The following is an 18374-nucleotide window of genomic DNA, read 5'->3' on the forward strand; positions in this document are numbered from 1 at the left end:
CCGCCTATTCGGCAGCCAAGCGCGATGCCGTGACCTGCCGCATGTAATCATCCAGCTCTTTGGCTTCCTGCGGAGCGAAGCGTAGCCCGAGTTTCGTGCGCCGCCAAAGTACATCTTCGCTTGTGCGTGCCCATTCCTTGGCGATGAGCCACTTCACCTCGCATTCGAACAGGCCATGACCGAAGTCGCGCCCGAGCGCGCCCCCGGTCATGATTCCGCTCGCCAGCGTACCGTAGGAGCGGACAAGCCGCCGGATCGTCCGCGCATCGAGAGCAGGAACTGCCTGCCCGAGGCTCGCCTCCAAAGCACCGACGCCATCAACGGCGAAGTCGCCGCCGGGCAGTGCGGCGCCGGCCGTCCAGGACGACCCGCGACCGCCGAGATGCTCGGCGATCTTCTCCACGACCTCTTCGGACAGGACGCGATAGGTAGTGATCTTGCCGCCGAAGCAGTTGAGGACGGGCGCGTGGCCGAGCTCGCCGGCCTCTACCGTCAGCACGTAGTCGCGCGTGGCTTCCTGCGCCTTCGACGCGCCGTCGTCATAGAGCGGACGCACGCCGGAATAGCTCCAGACCACCTCGTCGCGCGTCACCGGTTCGGCGAAATACTCGCTGGCCGCGGCAAGGAGATAGGAAATCTCCTCCTCGGTGATCACCGCACCACCCGGGTCGCCATCATAATCCCGATCGGTCGTGCCGATCAGCGTATAGTCGTCCTCGTAGGGGATCGCGAAGATGATCCGCCCGTCGGCATTCTGGAAAATATAGGCCCGGTCATGCTCGTAGAGCTTGCGCGTGACGATGTGCGAGCCCTGCACGAGCCGGACGTGCCGCCGCTCCCGGCGGTTCATCACGTCATGAACCACCTGGTCGACCCATGGCCCGGCGACGTTGACGAGGTATCTGGCGCGCACCTCGGACCGGGCGCCGGTCGCCATGTCCTGCAGCGTGATCGTCCACGCGTCGTCGATGCGCTGCGCGGCGACCACCTTGGTTCGCACCATGATGTCGGCGCCGCGTGCCTCCGCGTCCCGCGCATTGAGGATCACCAGACGCGCATCGTCGACACGCGCATCCGAATATTCGAAGCCCTTCTTGAAGACCGGCTTCAGCGGTGCTCCGAGCGGGCCGTCGGCCAGCGATACCGCCGTCGTCTTCTTCAGCGTCCTGCGGCCGCCGATATGGTCGTAGAGGAAAAGGCCGAGCCGCAGGAGCCAGGCCGGGCGCAGGCCGGCATGATGCGGCAGCACGAAGCGCAAGGGTCGGATGATGTGCGGCGCGATCGCCCACAGCCGCTCACGTTCGCCAAGCGCGTGGCGCACCAGCGAAAACTCATAATGTTCGAGGTAGCGCAGCCCGCCATGGATCAGCTTGGTCGACCACGAGGACGTGCCGGAGGCGAGATCGTTCATCTCGGCGAGGCCGACCCGATAGCCGCGACCGGCCGCGTCGCGGGCGATCCCGCAACCGTTGATACCGCCGCCGATGACGAACACGTCGTAATCGCGCATGGCCGCTCTGCATCCTCCCCTTTCGCATTGCAGCATAATGGATGCTCATGCGAATGAAGGGAAAGCTACAGCGAAAGAAAAACGAAAATCAAACGAAATCCACGACTGCGCTGACCGGCTCCTGTTTTTCCTCCGTTTCCGCTGTGAGATCGCCGCCGGCTGTCTCCAGAAGCTGCACGCCATGCGCTTCGCAGACCGCCTGGATGGCTGGTGGCGCGCGATCGGTGACGAAGGTGCTGACCTGCGACAGATGGCCGATTCGAACGGGCGCGCTGCGGTCGAACTTGGAGCTGTCGGAAGCGAGAATGACGTGGCGCGCGTTGGAGATGATCGCCTGCGCCACCCGCACCTCGCGATAGTCATAGTCCAGCAGCGATCCGTCCGGATCGATCGCCGAGACGCCGATCACGGCGAAGTCGACCTTGAACTGGCGGATGAAGTCGACGGCGGCCTCGCCGACGATGCCGCCGTCCGAGCGCCGTACGACTCCGCCCGCGATCACGATTTCGATCTCGGGATAGGGCCGCATCAGCGATGCGACATTGATGTTGTTGGTGATGACCATGAGACCCGACTTGCGCAGGAGCGCCTGGGCGACAGCCTCGGTGGTCGTGCCGATATTGATGAAGAGAGAGGCGCGGTCGGGGATGAGCTCGGCCACCGCGCGTCCGATCGCCGCCTTCTCGTCGGCGGCGATGGCGCGGCGGGCGTCGTAGCCGACATTCTCCACGCTGGAGGAAAGGATCGCGCCGCCGTGGATGCGGGCGAGGAGCCGGGCGCCGCAGAGATCGTTGAGGTCCTTGCGGATCGTCTGCAGCGACACCCTGAAGTCGGCTGCCAAGTCCTCAACGGTGACCTTGCCGGAGCGTTTTGCACGCTCCAGGATCTGCGACTGGCGTTCCGTCAGCATCGGCGCTCCCCTGATCGAGGGGAAGATGCCGAAGCTGGAGGACGGCCACAACCCCAGCTGAACGCCTGCGTTGAAGAGCTTGCGCATGCAGCCGCCCAATCAAGCTGGCGATGCTATTGCGCATGGAATGGCGTATGACGGTTCGATGTCGAACGCCTTGAGAGTTGCCAAAGGGAAATTCGGACGTGTCGCGCTGCTCGACATGGATCGTCCGCTCGTGCGCCATGCCCATCCGCATTGTCACGTGCTTCTCAAGGTGGAAGGCGCCGATACGCAATTCTCAGTGCGCGACGACCTCGTCCCGCTGACGGGCGACAGCGCCGTCCTCATCAATGCCTGGGAACCGCACGCCTATGCGCATGACGCGATGCGTCCGCGCACCATTATCCTGGCCCTCTACATCGAGCCGAGCTGGCTCGGCGCCTTTCGCCCGAACTGGTCCGCGAGTGGCCGGCCGGATTTCTTCGCCGCATCGGTCGGTGCGATCACGCCGCGCATCCGGGCACTGACGGACGAGCTGGCCCGCGCCATGGTCGCCGAGCCGGCAGCGCAGGCGCTCCATGAGACGCTGCTGTCGCAGCTCATGATCGCGGTCATCGAACGCTTCACCTCGTGGCGCGAGGCGACGCCGTCGCTGCGCGAGCTGGCGCGGTGGCAGGGGATCGACCGGCGCATCCGTGCTGCCGGCGTGCGCATCGACACCGATCCCGGTTCGATCCGCGAGATTGACGAGCTGGTCGGCGAGAGCGGCGTATCCCGCGCCCAGTTCTTCCGGCTGTTCGAGGCGTCATTCGGCGTCTCGCCGCGCGTCTACCTCAATGTCGCGCGGCTGGAGAGGGCGGTGAAGGCCGTGTCGGAGAGCGACATGAGCTTCGCCACCATCGGCGAAACGCTCGGCTTCACCGTTCCGGCGCATTTCTCCCGCTTCTTCCACGATCACGCGGGTTCCTCGCCCTCCGGCTTTCGGGCCGTCACCCGGATGACGGACGATTTTGAGACTTCTCGGTAAGCGACGAGACATGGCGGGATCGCCCTCAAGGCCGCCCGCTTCCTAAGCTCCTCTGAACATGGCGCTCTCCTCGGGAGTGGACGCGCTCTGGGAGGAGTTTCATCATGACCGCCAACCCGCCCGCGAGCGGCTGGACGGGACGTTCGGTAGCGCGTGTCGAGGACGCGGCGCTGCTGACGGGACGCGGCCGTTACATGGACGATCTGCCGATCGCGGCGGGAACGCTGCACGCGGCGATCCTGCGCTCGCCGCACGCCCACGCCATCATCCGCCGCATTGACACGGCGAAGGCGCTCGCCTTGCCGGGTGTCACCTGCGTCCTCACCGCCGAGGACGTCTGCCGCCTGTCGCGGGCGATGACGGTCGGCGTGAAGGCCGATGTCGAGGCCTGGCCGATCGCTGTCGAGCGCGTGCGCTATGTCGGCGAGCCGGTCGCGGTGATCGTCGCCATCGACCGCTATGTCGCCGAGGACGCAGCCGACCTGATCGAAGTCGACTATGAGACGCTGCCGGCGGTGGTTGATCCGCGCGCCGCCGCGGAAGCCGGCGCACCGGTCCTGCACCCGTCGCTCGGCGGCAATGTCATCAACGAGCGGCTGTTCCGCTATGGCGATCCGGAAGCCGCCTTCGCGGCGGCGCCGCGGCGCGTTGCGGTGACGATCGACTATCCCCGCAATTCCGGCACGCCGATCGAGACCTATGGCGTCGTTGCGGCCTACGACCCGAGTGACGACAGCTACGACGTCACGGCCAATTTCCAGGGCCCGTTCTCGATCCATGCGGTTGTCGCCCGCGCCCTCAACGTGCCGGGCAATCGCATGCGGCTGCGCACGCCCCTCGATTCCGGCGGCTCCTTCGGCATCAAGCAGGGCGTCTTCCCCTATATGATCCTCCTGGCGCTGGCGGCGCGCGTCGCCAACCGTCCGGTGAAGTGGATCGAGGACAGGCTTGAACATCTCGCGGCCTCCGTCTCTGCCACCAACCGGGTCACGACGCTGGCCGCCGCAGTCGAAGCCGACGGGCGGATCACCGCGCTCGATTGGGATCAGCTCGAGGACTGCGGCGCGCACTTGCGGGCGCCCGAGCCGGCGACGCTCTACCGCATGCACGGCAACATGACCGGCGCCTACGCGATCCGCAATGTCGCCATCCGCAACAGGGTCGTCCTCACCAACAAGACGCCGACGGGGCTCAACCGCGGCTTCGGTGGGCCCCAGATGTACTTCGCGCTGGAACGGCTGATGCAGCGCATCGCGATCGAGCTGGGTCTTGACCCGCTCGACGTCATCCGCCGCAATCTCGTGCCCGCCGGCTCCTTTCCCTATCGCACTGCGACCGGAGCGCTGCTTGATAGCGGCGACTATCAGGCGGCGATGGCTCGCGCGGTCCTGGATGGCGGGCTGGCCGACCTGCTTGAGCGGCAGCGGAAGGCACGCGCCGAGGGGCGCCTCTACGGCATCGGCTACACGGCCGCCGTGGAGCCCAGCGTCTCCAACATGGGCTACATCACCGCCGTTCTCTCGCCTGCGGCGCGTCGCAAGGCCGGTCCAAAGAACGGCGCCCAGGCAACTGCGACGATCGGGATCGACCCGCTCGGCGCCGTCACGGTCAAGGTCGCGTCGGTGCCGCAGGGGCAGGGGCACCGCACCGTGCTCGCTCAGGTCGTCGCCGACGTGCTCGGCCTGAAGCTCGATGCGGTCCGCGTCATTGCCGACGTGGACACGGGGCGCGATGCCTGGTCGATCGCCTCCGGCAACTATTCAAGCCGTTTCGCACCGGCCGTTGCGGGCGCTGCCAAACTCGCCGCCGATCGCATCGCCGAAAAGCTGAAGCGCGTCGCGGCCGGGCAGCTCAACGTGCCGGCGGAAGAGGTGGAACTCGCCGACGGCAGGGCGCGCGCCCGCGCCAACCCGGACAACGCCGTCTCCTTCGCGCGCGTCGCTGCGGCGGCGCACTGGGCGCCGGGCACGCTGCCCGACGACGTCGACCAGACGATCCGCGAAACCGTGTTCTGGACGCCGGAGCAGCTGATCGCGCCGGACGACGAGGATGCCGTCAACTCCTCGCTCTGCCACGGCTTCATCTTCGACTATTGCGGCGTCGAGGTGGACCGGGTGACCGGCGCGGTGCGCATCGACAGATACGTCACCATGCATGACTGCGGCCGCATCCTGCATCCCGGCATGGTGGAGGGTCAGGTCACCGGCGGCTTCGCCCATGCCGTCGGCGCCGCGCTGCTGGAGGAATACGCCTATGGCCCGGACGGCAGCTTCCTGTCGGGCACGCTCGCCGACTACCTGATCCCGACCGTCATGGAGGTGCCGGAGCCGGTGATCCTCCATTACGAGAGCCCGTCGCCCTTCACGCCGCTCGGCGCCAAGGGCGTCGGCGAAGGCAACTGCATGTCCACCCCCGTCTGCCTCGCCAATGCCGTGGCGGATGCCTGCGGCTTTGACGAGGTGACGCTGCCGCTCGTCCCGGCCCGTATCGCCGATCGGCTGGCGGGCGAGGAGAGGCCCTCGCGCGAAGCGCCGGCCAAGGCGGCCGGTGCCGAGGCGCGGCCCGGCGAGCGCAAGCTGACGGGGGAGGGCTCGGCGGTGGTCGCCGCGTCCCGGCAGGCCGTCTGGGACATGCTGCTCGACCCGAAGACGCTGGAAGCGGTGATCCCGGGCGCGCATGGCGTGCGCAAGATCTCCCCGACGCACTTTCTCGCCGACGTCACCCTCGGCGTCGGCCCGGTGAAGGGCCGCTACCGCGCCGAGATCGAGCTGTCGGACTTGCAGGAGCCGGAGGCTGTGACGCTGTCGGGCGGCACCGACGGCGCGCTCGGCTTCGGTCGGGGCTCCGGGCGCATCACACTGACCGAAGAGGCGCCGGGCCAGACCACGGTACGCTATGTCTATGAGGCGGCGATCGGCGGCAAGGTGGCCTCGGTCGGTGGGCGGCTGCTCGATGGCGCGGCCCGCGTCGTCATCGGCCAGTTCTTCAAGTCGTTGGCCGCGCATGCCGGCGGCAAGCCGGCCTCCGCCGGCCTCCTCGCGCGCCTGCGCACCCTTCTGGCGAGGCGCCAATGAAGCCCGCGCCCTTCGACTTTCTGCGCGCCGAGACGCTGCCCGAAGCGCTGGATTCGCTGGCCGAAGCGGGCGACGAGGGCCGCGTCATCGCCGGCGGGCAGTCCTTCGTGCCGATGCTGGCCATGCGCCTCGCCCGCCCGGCCGTGCTGGTCGACATCATGGGCATAGCCGAGCTGCGTGGCCTCGACCGTGGGCGCGGTGCGCTGCGGGTCGGCGCCGGCGTCCGGCAGGCTGAGCTGGCAAGCTGGCCCGATCTTGCCGAGACGCTCCCGCTCGTTGCGGCCGCACTCCCCTATGTCGGGCACGTCCAGACCCGCTCGCGCGGCACGGTCTGCGGCTCGCTCGCGCATGCCGACCCGAGCGCCGAGCTGCCGCTCTGCCTGATTGCGCTCGGCGGCGAGGTTCATCTGCGCTCGCGGAAAGGGCGTCGGAGCATTTCTGCGCAGGACTTCTTCCTCGGCATGATGGCCACTGCCGTCGCGCCGGGCGAGATGATCGAGGCGGTGTCCTTTCCATTGAAGAAGAAGGGCGAGGGGTACGCCTTCCGCGAGATCGCGCGCCGGCACGGCGACTATGCCGTCGTCGCCTGTGCCGCCGTCGCCACGACGACGGGCGTGCGCCTCGCCGTCGGCGGCGTCGCGGACACCCCGCAGATGCGGCCGATGCCGCTGCCCGGCTCCGTCGATCTCGACGATGCGCTCAACGACTTCGCCTGGGCGCTGAACTCCCGCGAAGACCTTCACGCCACCGCCCGCTACCGCCGCGAACTGGTGCGCCAGCTCGGCCGCGCAACCATCGAGGAGGCCGTGCGATGCCGCGACTGACCAGGGACCGGCGCCATGGCGTCCGCTTCTCGCTCAACGGCCACCCCGTCAGCGTCGAGGCGGAGGCCCGGTTGAGCCTGTCGGATCTTCTGCGCCACGTCGTCGGCGCGACGGGAACGCATGTCGGCTGCGAGCACGGCGTCTGCGGCGCCTGCACGGTGGAGATCGACGGTGCGCCGGCGCGCGCCTGTCTGGTGCTCGCCGGGCAGGTCGAAGGCATGAGCATCCGCACCGTCGAAGGGCTGGAGCCCGAGCCTGGGCGTCTGTCGGTGTTGCAGGAGGCCTTCCGCGCCCATCACGGGTTGCAGTGCGGCTTCTGTACGCCCGGCATCCTGATGACGCTCGACAGCCTGTTCCGCCGCCGTCCGGACGCCGGCGAGGACGAGATTCGCGACCATCTTTCGGGGCATCTGTGCCGCTGTACCGGCTACGCCCCGATCATGCGGGCAGCGCTGGCCGCCCGCGATGTCCTGATGCGGGAGGAACGCCATGCTTGATCTGGGGACCAGCTTTCTTGCGAGCGTCGAGCGCGACCCGAATGCGCTTGCGCTCGTCGATGGCGAGCTTCGGCTGACCTATGCGCAATGGCTGCCGCGCATCGGCGCACTCGCTGCGCGGCTGCGGGATAGCGGCCTGAAGCCGGGCGACCACGTGCTGACGCTGCTGCAGAACCGCTGGGAGAACGCCACACTGCACTGGGCCTGCCAGTTCGCTGGGCTGATCGTCACGCCGCTGAACTGGCGCGCCAAGGGCGACGAGATCGACTACGCCATCGAGGACGCCGAGGCGCGGTTGATCGTCTACGAGGCCGTTTCAGCGCCGAACGTGGCGGAGGCTAAGCGAGCCGCCGCGCTGCCGCGCCTTGTCGCCGGAGCGGCCGAGGATGGCGCGCTGTCCCTGAACGAGGGGCTCGACACGGCGATCGGTGAGCCAATGTCGACCGCCTCGGCCGAGGATTGGTCGCTGATGCTCTACACCTCCGGCACGACCTCGCGGCCAAAGGGCGTGCCGCGGCGCCATCGGGCCGAGCGCGCCGGCGCCGTCGCGCATGTGGCTCAGAACCTCTATCGGCACGGCGAACGGACCCTCGGCGTCATGCCGCTCTACCACACGATGGGTGTGCGCTCGCTGCTCGCCTCATCGCTGATCGGCGGCACCTTCGTCTGCCTGCCGCGCTTCGACGTCGCTGCGGCGCTGACGGCGATTGAGACACATGGCGTCACCAACCTCTACCTGGTGCCGACGCTCTACCACGACATCGTCCATCATCCGGCATTCTCGGCCGAGCGCGTGCGCTCGGTACGCAAGCTCGGCTTTGCCGGCGCATCCATGACCGACGGGCTGATGAAGAAGCTGACGGAGGCCTTCGCGCCCGAGCTCTTCGTCAACCACTACGGCTCGTCGGAGGTCTATACCTTCACCATCGACCAGGATGCGCCACGCAAGCCCGGCTCGGCGGGACGCGCCGGCATCAACCAGATGGTGCGTGTGGTGAAGCTGGGCGAGCGTGACGCCGCCCGGCGCGCGGCGCCGCGCGAGGAGGGGGAGATCGCTGTTCTCCTGAAGGGCGACGAGAGCTTCGAAGGCTACTGGAAGCGGCCCGAGGCGGACGAGAAGGCGATCCGCGACGGCTGGTACTTCACCGGCGACACCGGCTTCCTCGATGAGGAGGGGGATCTCTTCGTCACCGGACGCACTGACGACATGATCATCACCGGCGGCGAGAACGTGTCGCCGGTCGAGATCGAGAGCTGCCTGTCGCTCCACCCGGCGGTGGACGAGGTGGCAGTGGTCGGCCTGCCAGACGAGCGCTGGGGCAAGGTCGTCACCGCCTTCGTCAAGCGCAAGGCGGCGGTGAGCGAGGCCGAGCTCGACGAGCACTGCAAGCGCTCCGGCCTCGCCAACTTCCGGCGCCCGCGGTCCTACGTCTTCGTCGACGCCATTCCGAAGTCGCCGGTCGGCAAGCTGCTGCGGCGCCTGCTCGTGGCCGGCGAATATGAAGCCGAATCCGGCACGCCGAAGCGCGCCGCCTCCTGATCCATCTAGTTCCAGGGACCCATCCGATGGCCGAAACCTATCGCTTCGACGACAAGCGCCTCGCGAGCCTCGACGGCTTCCGTGTCACGATCGACGCGACCGCTGAGCGGGCCGACATCGTGCTCGACCGCCCGCCCTACAACGTCGTGTCCATGGCGGCGCGCGACCAGCTCCGCGTGGTCTTCGAGGTGCTGGACGAGGACGCCCGCGTGCGCGTCATCGTCCTGTCCGGCGCCGGCGAGCACTTCTCGTCCGGTGGCGACATCAAGGGCTTCCTGGAAGCCGGCCCCGAACACGTCTCCAAGCTCGCCTGGAATGTCGCCGCGCCGGCGCGCTGCGAGAAGCCGGTGATCGCGATGAACCGCGGCTACACCTTCGGCGTCGGCTTCGAATTGTCGCTCGCCTGCGACTTCCGGCTTGCCTCCGAGACCACGCTTTACGCGCTGCCGGAGCAGAAGCTGGGGCAGATCCCCGGCTCCGGCGGCTCGGCGCGCCTGCAGAAGATCGTCGGCGTGACCCGGACCAAGGACATCGTCATGCGCTCCAAGCGCATTTCGGGACGCCAGGCGCTCGACTGGGGCATCGCCACCGAATGCCATCCCGATGCCGAGCTGGAGGCGGCCGTCTCGGCGCTGGTCGATGAGCTGCGAACCTTCTCGCCGCTTGCCCAGCGCACCGCCAAGAAGCTGCTCAACGACAGCGACGATGCGCTGCTCACCACAGCGATCGAGCTGGAAGGGCTGAACTACTCGCGCCTGCGCATGTCCGACGACTTCCGCGAGGGCGTCGAGGCCTTCCACGGCAAGCGCAAGCCGGTGTTCCGCGGCGTCTGAACGAGCAACGCGCGGAGGCCGGCTTAGCGCCGGCCTGACATGACGCATGGACGAACTTCAACCCGGCCGCCCGTTGGCCGGGCCGCCGAAGGCATGCCCGAACCCCCATAACGCCGGCATCCAAGACCGGCGTCGAACCCTGCAAGGAGGATACACAGTGACGACGTTTGACCGATCCGATCCATCCGCATTGGCGCAACCGACGCGCCGCCAGACAATCACGGCGGCTTCGGCCTCCCTGTTCGGCTGGGGCCTCGACCTCTTCGACCTCTTCATCCTCCTGTATGTCGCGCCGGTGGTGGGACGCCTGTTCTTCCCGTCCGAGCAGCCGATGCTGTCGCTGGCCGGCGCCTATGCTTCCTTCGCCGTGACGCTTCTCGTGCGCCCGCTCGGCTCGGCCATCTTCGGATCCTATGCCGACCGCTTCGGGCGCAAGCGCGCGCTGATGGTGGCGGTGACCGGCGTCGGCATCTCCACCGCGATCTTCGGCCTGTTGCCCACCGTCGGCCAGATCGGCTGGCTGGCGACGGCGCTGTTCCTGTTCTTCCGCCTCGTGCAGGGCGTCTTCGTCGGCGGCGTCGTGGCGTCCTCGCATACGATCGGCACCGAAACCGTGCCGGAGCGCTGGCGCGGCTTCATGTCGGGCGCCGTCGGCGGCGGCGGTTCGGCGATCGGCGGCCTGCTGGCCTCGCTGGTCTTCTTTGTGGTCTCGCTGCTCTATCCGGGTGACGCTTTCGCCGAGACTGGGTGGCGCATGATGTTCTTCTCGGGCCTCCTGACCTCCGTCGTCGGGCTGATCATCTTCCGCAATCTGGAGGAGTCGCCGCTCTTCCAGCAGCTGCAGGCCAAGAAGGCGGCCCGCAGCGCGACCGCGCAGAAGGATGCCTCGCCGGTCAAGACGCTGTTCTCGCGCCCGCACCTCAACGGCTTCCTGCTGACGCTGCTGCTCTCCTTCGGCGGCGGTGCGGCCTACTACCTGACCTCCGGCTACCTACCGACCTTCTACAACGTCGTGAACGGCGTGCCGGGATCGTCGGCCTCGATCATGCTGATCCTCGCCAATGTCGGTGCCGCGCTCGGCGCCTGCGGCGGCGGCGAGCTCAGCCAGCGCATCGGACGCAAGCCCGCTTTCATCATCATGGGCATCGCGCGTCTGATCGCCTTCCCGCTGTTCTTCCTCGCCATGGGAAGCGCGACCGATCACTGGACGATCGCCTTCTACGGCTTCGCCCTGTCGTTCCTGGCCAATGCCAGCTACGGCCCGCTGCTGATCTTCCTGAACGAGCGCTTTCCGACCGCCATCCGCGCGACCGGCACGGGGCTATCCTGGAATGTCGGCTTCGCGCTCGGCGGCATCCTGCCGACCTTCGTCTCGATCGCGGCGGGCGGACCCGCCGGCATTCCGATGACGCTGGCGATCTTTACCTCTGCGGTTACCGTGGTCTACCTGATCGGTGCGCTGCTGACACAGGAGACGCGCGGAAACCTGGAGCGGATGTAGCTTCGGGGCTATCAGGGGGCGCGTCGTCCTCCCCGACGTTCCTCCCGTGCCGCCCGGCCCTCCGGGCGGCACATCTTTGCAAGCGGGATCATGCAGGCCGACATGGAACCGAGCGAATTCCTTACCGTCGGCGGCGTGCGCCTGGAGATGCGTCGGATCGAAGGCTCCGGCACGCCGATCCTGCTCCTCCACGAGGCGCTCGGCTCGGTCTCGCTCTGGGGCAGCTACCCCGAACGTCTCGCGGCGGCCGTCGGTCGTCCCGTGGTCGCCTGGTCACGGCAGGGCTTTGGGCGATCCGACCCGCTGCCCGAACCGTCCGGGCCTGATTTCCTCGACCGGGCGGCAGACCAGACGCTCGCCCTTCTGGCAACGCTGGGGATCGACGAGGTCCATCTCTACGGACACAGCGATGGGACCGCGATCGCGCTTCTCGTCGCCGCCAGAGCACCCGCATGTGTCCGGAGCCTCGTCCTGGAAGCGCCGCATGTCAGCGCGGAGCCCGGTGCGCTCGACGCGATCCGGCAGATGCGCACCCGGTTCGAGACGGGCGACCTTCGGGAGCGGCTCGCGCGCCATCACAACGATCCTGATACGGTCTTCGAAAACTGGGCGGGCATCTGGCTCGACCCGCGTTTCGCCGACTGGTCCATCGAGGATCAGCTCGTCCGCGTCCGCGCTCCCACGCTCCTGATCCATGGGCAGGACGACAGCTACTTCAGCACCGACCAGCTGAGGCGCATTGATGCGATCATTCCGGCGACTGGCGTTCTGATCCTGCCGGACTGCGGCCACTCACCCTTCAGGGAGCAGGCCGAAGGCGTGGCAAAAGCGGCTGCACAGCATATCCTCGCCTCCGAGGCGGCAGCATCGGACGTGCCGCCGGACCTTTGAGCTGAGACAGGCGGGCATGACGTCAACGCAGTATTGCATCATCGGCGGCGGAATCGTCGGCCTCGCCACCGCCCTGGAATTGACCGAGCGCGACTCCGGCGCGCGCATCGTCCTCATGGAGAAGGAGGGCGACTATGGTCTGCACCAGACCGGCCACAACAGCGGCGTCATCCATGCCGGCATCTACTATCAGCCGGGCTCGCTGAAAGCGCGGCTTTGCCGCGAGGGGGCGGAGGCGACGAAGCGCTTCTGCACCGAGAGCGGCATTCCATTCGAGACCTGCGGCAAGCTGCTCGTGGCGACGAGCGCTACCGAGATGGAGCGCATGGAAGCGTTGGTAGGGCGGGCCGAGGCGAACGACATCGCCTTCGAGCGCATCTCGGCCGAACGCCTTCGCGACATCGAGCCGGCGATCTCCGGCCTCGGCGCGCTGCTGATCCGCGCCACGGGCATCGTCGACTATCGCCGCATCTGCCTGGCGATGGCCGAGCGGCTGCAGGCGCGCGGCGTCGTCCTGATGCGCAACACCCGGGCGAGCGCCATCCGCGAGGACGAGACCGGGGTGACGGTGACCACCGATGGCGGCGAGACGATCCGCGCGGCACGCCTCGTCGCCTGCGCCGGTCTCCAATCCGACAGGGTGGCGCGGCTCGCCGGCCTCGATGCAACCCATCAGATCGTGCCGTTCCGGGGCGAGTACTACACGCTGCCGCCGGAGAGGTCGGCGATCGTCAAGCACCTGATCTATCCCATCCCGGATCCGGACCTGCCGTTTCTCGGCATCCATCTGACGCGCACGATCAACGGCCGCGTCACCGTCGGACCGAACGCAGTTCTCGGCTTTTCGCGAGAGGGCTATGCCAAGGGCAGCGTCAGCCCGGCTGATGTCGCGTCGATGGCCGGCTTCGGCGGCTTCTGGACGATGGCGCGGCGCAACATGCGCTCCGGTCTCAGTGAGTTCCGCAACTCGATCTCGCGGCGCCGCTACCTCGAAGAGTGCCGCAAATACTGTCCGAGCCTGACGCTGGACGACCTGCGCGAACCCGGTGCCGGCATCCGCGCACAGGCGATCCTGGCAGACGGCACGCTGGTGCACGACTTCCTGTTCCTCGACTCGCCGCGCATGCTGCATGTCTGCAATGCGCCGTCGCCCGCCGCGACATCCGCCATGCCCATCGCGCGCATGATCGTCGACAAGGTAGCCGCGGTGGCCTGAGGACAGGCTGGTCTATTCGCGCTTCTAGGGGAGGCAATCCGATGATGGCCTCAACTGGTTCGGGCGGGGCTTGGTGAAGATCGAGGCGGCGCGCAGAAGAGCGCTCATCCCTGCAGAGACAGCTCCTCCGTCTCCGGTTCAGCCGTGTGCCTTCCCTCCGTCAACGCGTCCTCGATGAGGACGAGAAGGGCATCGGCGGCGCGGCTGCGATAGCGCTCCTTGTGCCTGAGGCCGTAGAAGGGCCGGGGCGGCAGCTCGAAGGGCAGCCTGTGCAGCGCGCCCGTCGCGATCGAGGCGGCCACGACCGACTCTGAGAGGGCAGCAACGCCAGCGCCGGCCTCCACGGCGGCGCGGACCGCTTCATTGGAGGGCAGCACCAGGCTCGTCTGCAATGCGGTGGCGTCGACGCCGAGCGCTTGCAGGGCCGCCTCCAGGGTCGAGCGGGTGCCGGATCCGGGCTCGCGCTGCACCCACGCGGCCCCACGAAGCCACGCAACGTCGATCGGCCCCGGCGCCGCATGGTCGCCCACCAGCAGCATCCGGTCCTCGTCGACCGGCCAGTGCGCCAGTGCCGGATCGTCGACGACGCCCTCGCAGAAGCCGAGCTCCGCTTCCCCGTCATGAACCGCCCGCGCCACCTCGCCGGTGTTGCCGATGGCAAGATCGACGGAGATCAGCGGGTGGCGAAGCCGGAAGGCAGCGAGATGGCGCGGCAGCCAGTAGCCCGCGACGGTCTGGCTGGCGACGACGCGCAGGCGGCCGCGGCTGAGACCGCCGATTTCGGCCAGCGCCTGCTCGGCGGTCGCCGCACGCGCCAGTACCCCCCGGGCCTCGTCCAGAAAGATACGGCCGGCTTCGGTCAGCTGGATGCCACGACCGACACGGTGGAACAGGCGAACATCGTGCCGTGCCTCCAGGGCGGCGATGCCCGCAGAGACGGCGGACTGCGTTAGGTTCAGGCTTCGCGCCGCCCGCGTCATATGCTCGTCCTGCGCCACGGCCACGAAGATGCGCAGCTGCTCCAGCGTCATCTACGCTCGCCCGACATTCGGTCCATTTTCTGCCCTCCCGGCTGATTCCGAATAAAACAATCGCTGAAGCCGATTGGTTTGAGAAGAAAATTCCGTTGGATTGCTGAATGGGAGCAGCGCATCTCCTTCATCAGGAGGAGAATGCGATGGCGAACGGCAAAGCGGGCATGATCACGGCAGGACCGGCGCCCATGGTGCAGGCGGCGAGCTCGCAGTCTGCCTTCTATGGCCGCGTCACCGCGCTGCTGCCAGGTCTTGCCCTCTGCCTGGTCGTCGCCGCCGCTGCGCATGGTCTGGAATCGCTGGAACGCTTCATGTTCGGTCGTGCCTGGCTGGAGATGCTGGTGCTGGCCATCATCGTCGGGGCTCTCATCAGGACGCTGGCTGCGCCCAATCCGGCCTCGCTTCCCGGCATCAGCTGGACCGCGAAGATCCCGCTGGAGATTGCGGTCGTTCTTCTCGGCGCGGCCGTGAATGCACAGACTATCCGCAGCGCCGGGCCAGTACTCATCGTCAGCGTTCTTGCCATCGTGCCGATCGCCATCGCCGTCAGCTACATGATCGGGCGGCGGCTCGGCCTGCCGCAGCGCATGGCGCTGCTCGTCGCCTGCGGCAACGCCATCTGCGGTAACTCCGCCATCGCCGCCGTCGCGCCGGTGATCGGCGCCAGCGGGCGGGACGTCGGGGCTTCGATCGCCTTCACCGCCGTCTTCGGCGTCGTCATGGTTCTCGCGCTGCCGCTGCTCGGCATTGTCGCCGGGCTCGATGCGCTCGGCTACGGCGCGCTCGCCGGCCTCACCGTCTATGCGGTGCCGCAGGTCATCGCCGCGGCCGCGCCCTTCGGGCCTGCTGCGATCCAGTTCGGCACGCTGGTGAAGCTTCTGCGCGTCCTGATGCTGGGGCCTGTCTGCCTGGTCCTGTCCTTGATCGCGCCGCGCCTGAAGGTGGAAGACGGGGAAGAGACCGAGGCGGCTCGGTCATCTGCAGACGCAAAGGGTCGGGCCACCCGCGGCGCCCGTCCGCCGCTGCACCGTCTCGTTCCCTGGTTCGTCCTCGGCTTCATCGCACTGGCGGCCCTGCGCTCGCTCGGCGCGTTGCCGGAGGATCTGGTCGCTCCCCTCGGCAGTATCGCGACCTTCCTCACGATCCTGTCGATGGCGGCGCTCGGGCTCCAGACGGACCTCTCCAGCCTGCGGCGTGCCGGTGGACGCGTCAGCGCTGCCGCGGTCCTCTCGCTTCTTGCGCTGACGGCGCTTGCCCTCGCGATTGTGCTCGGGCTCCATATCGCCTGATCCCGCCGGTCCACCGTTCTCATTGAGGCGGTGGACCCCGAACGACCTGGGATATCGGCTCGAAGCGAACGCTTATCCCCGTCTCTCACCCGTTCAGTTGATGTCTCCTGCAGCCTCATCGTTGTTCAGGTCACGCATCTTCCAATAGTTGCCGCAAAAGCAACTACTCTATATGCAGGGGTGATCGCGAGTCCGGACGGAGGCATCGATGACGAACCTGCAGCAGCCGCGGCGCAGCGCGCTCTACATGCCCGCGTCGAACGAGCGGGCTATCGCCAAGTCCCGCAGCCTCGACTGCGACGTCGTCATCCTGGACTTGGAGGATGCGGTTGCACCCGATGCCAAGGCTGGCGCGCGCGCCAATGCTGTGCAGGCCGTCGCAGAAGGCGGTTTTGGATCGCGCGAAGTGGTGGTGCGCGTCAACGCAGCGGATACCCCTTACTGGGCCGAGGATGTCGCCGCGCTGGCGGGATCGAGCGGAGCGGTCCTCATCCCGAAGGTCGGACATCCGGACCAGATCGCGGCGGCGGCCGCTGTCCTGCCGGGCCGGCCCATCTGGGCGATGATCGAGACCTGTGAGGGGGTCCTGAACCTCTCCGCGATCGCGGCCTCGGCGAAGACGCTGCCGCTCGCTGTCCTGGTGATCGGCGCCAATGACCTCGCCAAGGAGATGGGCTGCCGGCTCGGCGCCTCGCGCCGGCCGCTTTGGGGCGCGCTCGGCACGGCGGTCATTGCGGCCCGTGCGCATGGGCTAGGCATCCTCGATGCGGTCTATAACGACATCGCCGACGAGGCCGGCTTCGAGGCCGAGTGCCGGGAAGGGGCCGACTTCGGCTTCGACGGCAAGACGCTGATCCATCCCAAGCAGATCGAGATCTGCAACCGCGCCTTCTCGCCGTCGCCAGACGAGATCGCCTGGGCGCGCCTGGTCGTCGAGACATTCGATCGCCCTGAAAACGCGTCCGTCAACGCGCTGCGGATCGAAGGCCGAATGGTGGAACGCCTCCACCTGGAGCCGGCCAAGCGCGCTCTTTCAAGAGCTTGAAGTCAGCGGCTGCAATACTGCTTCACGGCTGAAGCGCCTCTGCGCTATCACCCTTGCCGTGCATCCCTGAGAGTAGTAGCAATAGCAGCAACGAAATAGCAGCTGACGATCCGGGAGAGGGCATGACCGTTCGAAGGGTAACGCTGAAGCGCCTGGAGTTGCCGCTCGTGCGGCCCTACCGGTTGTCTTACCGGACGTTCGAGACCTTCGAGCCCTTCATGGTGGAGGTTGAGGACGGCGACGGACAGGTCGCCGTGTCGGATGCCCACATCTCGCCCGGGTCGAGCGCCGAGACGCGCGCGGGCGGCTGGCGCTTCCTCGAAGAGCGGATCCCCCGCATCATCGGTCAGTCAGCCGCAGACGCTCAGGCGATCATCTTGGCAGACTTCGAGACGAGCAAGGTCGCGACCACCGCTCTGGTGACCGCGCTGGAACTCCTCGATCGCACGCCCTTCGTCACCATCCGCGAGCCGGCGCGGCTGCCACTCCTGACGCCCGTCAATGCGCTGGAGCCCGATGCCATTGCCGCCGAGATCGAGGGCTGGCTGGCGAAGGGCTTCCGCACCTTCAAGGTCAAGGTCGGCAAGGACGTGGAGGCCGACTTGGCGCGCGTGGCAGCGATCCGCTCGGCTGTCGGCGCTCAAGGAACGCTGCGGCTCGATGCCAATCGCGCCTTCAGCCGTGACGACGCGCTCCGCTTCGTCGAAGGCCTCGATCCCGCGGGCATCGAACTGTTCGAGCAGCCCTGCGATGCCGACGACTGGGACGCCAATGCCGCCGTAGCCTCGCGCTCGCCGGTGCCGCTGATGCTGGACGAGCCGATCTGCACGCTGGCCGATATCCGCCGCGCCGGGACACTCGGCAATGTCGGCTTCTGCAAGCTGAAGCTGAAGCGGTTCGGCAGCCTCGCACGCCTCGCCGAGGGCCTCGAGGCGGTGCGCGAGAACGGCATGGAGCCGGTGCTCGGCGACGGCCTCGGCAGCGAGTTGCACAACTGGCTGGAAGCGTGCGTCGCCAAGGATCTGATCCGCAATGCCGGCGAGTTCAACGGCTTCCTGAAGCCCCGCGAGCGCCTGTTCGCGAACCCAATGCCGTTCGAGGCGGGCGCGATCGTGCTGCCCGCCGGCTACGCGCCGAAGCTCGATCCGCAGACGATCGAGGCGGCCACCCGCGAGACGCGGACCTTTCAAGCCTGATACCG

The 18374-nt window shown here is 67.8% G+C and carries 15 protein-coding genes; 12 read left to right on the forward strand and 3 right to left on the reverse strand.

Annotated elements, in window-relative coordinates; translation table 11 throughout:
* Window positions 1-4: 4 nt before the first annotated feature.
* Together glpD and C0R46_RS02985 are read right to left on the reverse strand one after the other, a co-directional pair.
* Window positions 5-1510 carry a glycerol-3-phosphate dehydrogenase gene (gene glpD / locus C0R46_RS02980; RefSeq protein ID WP_102958077.1) on the reverse strand — a complete coding sequence of 502 codons (1506 nt, stop codon included), beginning with the start codon at window positions 1508-1510 and terminating at the stop codon, window positions 5-7.
* A gap of 88 nt (window positions 1511-1598) precedes the next feature.
* On the reverse strand, window positions 1599-2420 hold the full coding sequence (locus C0R46_RS02985; RefSeq protein ID WP_102958582.1) for a DeoR/GlpR family DNA-binding transcription regulator: 822 nt from the start codon (window positions 2418-2420) through the stop codon (window positions 1599-1601).
* Window positions 2421-2565: 145 nt separating this feature from the next.
* Between C0R46_RS02985 and C0R46_RS02990 the strand changes: the two genes are divergently transcribed.
* From C0R46_RS02990 to lhgO, 9 genes are all read left to right on the forward strand, one after another.
* Complete coding sequence (locus tag C0R46_RS02990; protein WP_102958078.1) at window positions 2566-3429, forward strand: helix-turn-helix transcriptional regulator; 864 nt, start codon at window positions 2566-2568, stop codon at window positions 3427-3429.
* 104 nt (window positions 3430-3533) lie between these two features.
* Complete coding sequence (locus C0R46_RS02995; RefSeq protein ID WP_102958079.1) at window positions 3534-6503, forward strand: xanthine dehydrogenase family protein molybdopterin-binding subunit; 2970 nt, start codon at window positions 3534-3536, stop codon at window positions 6501-6503.
* Window positions 6500-7327 carry an FAD binding domain-containing protein gene (locus C0R46_RS03000; protein WP_102958080.1) on the forward strand — a complete coding sequence of 276 codons (828 nt, stop codon included), beginning with the start codon at window positions 6500-6502 and terminating at the stop codon, window positions 7325-7327. The genes C0R46_RS02995 and C0R46_RS03000 overlap by 4 nt, the downstream gene beginning before the upstream one ends.
* Complete coding sequence (locus C0R46_RS03005) at window positions 7315-7824, forward strand: (2Fe-2S)-binding protein (protein WP_102958081.1); 510 nt, start codon at window positions 7315-7317, stop codon at window positions 7822-7824. Before C0R46_RS03000 ends, C0R46_RS03005 begins: the two co-directional genes overlap by 13 nt.
* The gene (locus tag C0R46_RS03010; protein WP_102958082.1) at window positions 7817-9364 is read left to right on the forward strand and encodes an AMP-binding protein; all 1548 of its coding nucleotides are present in this window, start codon (window positions 7817-7819) and stop codon (window positions 9362-9364) included. Before C0R46_RS03005 ends, C0R46_RS03010 begins: the two co-directional genes overlap by 8 nt.
* 26 nt (window positions 9365-9390) lie before the next feature.
* Entirely contained in the window at window positions 9391-10197 is an 807-nt protein-coding gene (locus C0R46_RS03015) for an enoyl-CoA hydratase/isomerase family protein (RefSeq protein WP_102958083.1), read from the forward strand.
* Between the two features lie 157 nt (window positions 10198-10354).
* Entirely contained in the window at window positions 10355-11698 is a 1344-nt protein-coding gene (locus C0R46_RS03020; RefSeq protein WP_245413389.1) for an MFS transporter, read from the forward strand.
* Between the two features lie 102 nt (window positions 11699-11800).
* Window positions 11801-12589, forward strand: coding sequence for an alpha/beta fold hydrolase (locus C0R46_RS03025; RefSeq protein WP_157944533.1), 789 nt, complete (start codon window positions 11801-11803; stop codon window positions 12587-12589).
* Window positions 12590-12605: 16 nt separating this feature from the next.
* Window positions 12606-13805: an L-2-hydroxyglutarate oxidase gene (gene lhgO / locus C0R46_RS03030; protein ID WP_102958086.1), complete on the forward strand. Its 1200-nt coding sequence runs from the start codon at window positions 12606-12608 to the stop codon at window positions 13803-13805.
* Window positions 13806-13909: 104 nt separating this feature from the next.
* Here lhgO and C0R46_RS03035 read toward each other — a convergent pair whose 3' ends face one another.
* The gene (locus C0R46_RS03035) at window positions 13910-14836 is read right to left on the reverse strand and encodes a LysR family transcriptional regulator (protein WP_102958087.1); all 927 of its coding nucleotides are present in this window, start codon (window positions 14834-14836) and stop codon (window positions 13910-13912) included.
* Window positions 14837-14982: 146 nt separating this feature from the next.
* Between C0R46_RS03035 and C0R46_RS03040 the strand changes: the two genes are divergently transcribed.
* The 3 genes from C0R46_RS03040 (at window position 14983) to C0R46_RS03050 (ending at window position 18369) form a co-directional block, all read left to right on the forward strand.
* On the forward strand, window positions 14983-16128 hold the full coding sequence (locus C0R46_RS03040; protein WP_342586487.1) for a YeiH family protein: 1146 nt from the start codon (window positions 14983-14985) through the stop codon (window positions 16126-16128).
* Between the two features lie 208 nt (window positions 16129-16336).
* Window positions 16337-17173 carry an HpcH/HpaI aldolase/citrate lyase family protein gene (locus tag C0R46_RS03045; RefSeq protein ID WP_102958088.1) on the forward strand — a complete coding sequence of 279 codons (837 nt, stop codon included), beginning with the start codon at window positions 16337-16339 and terminating at the stop codon, window positions 17171-17173.
* Between the two features lie 122 nt (window positions 17174-17295).
* Window positions 17296-18369, forward strand: coding sequence for a mandelate racemase/muconate lactonizing enzyme family protein (locus C0R46_RS03050; RefSeq protein ID WP_102958089.1), 1074 nt, complete (start codon window positions 17296-17298; stop codon window positions 18367-18369).
* The last annotated feature ends 5 nt before the right edge of the window (window positions 18370-18374 follow it).

The organism is Mangrovicella endophytica, from assembly GCF_002893625.1.
Classification (GTDB): Bacteria; Pseudomonadota; Alphaproteobacteria; order Rhizobiales; family Rhizobiaceae; genus Mangrovicella; species Mangrovicella endophytica.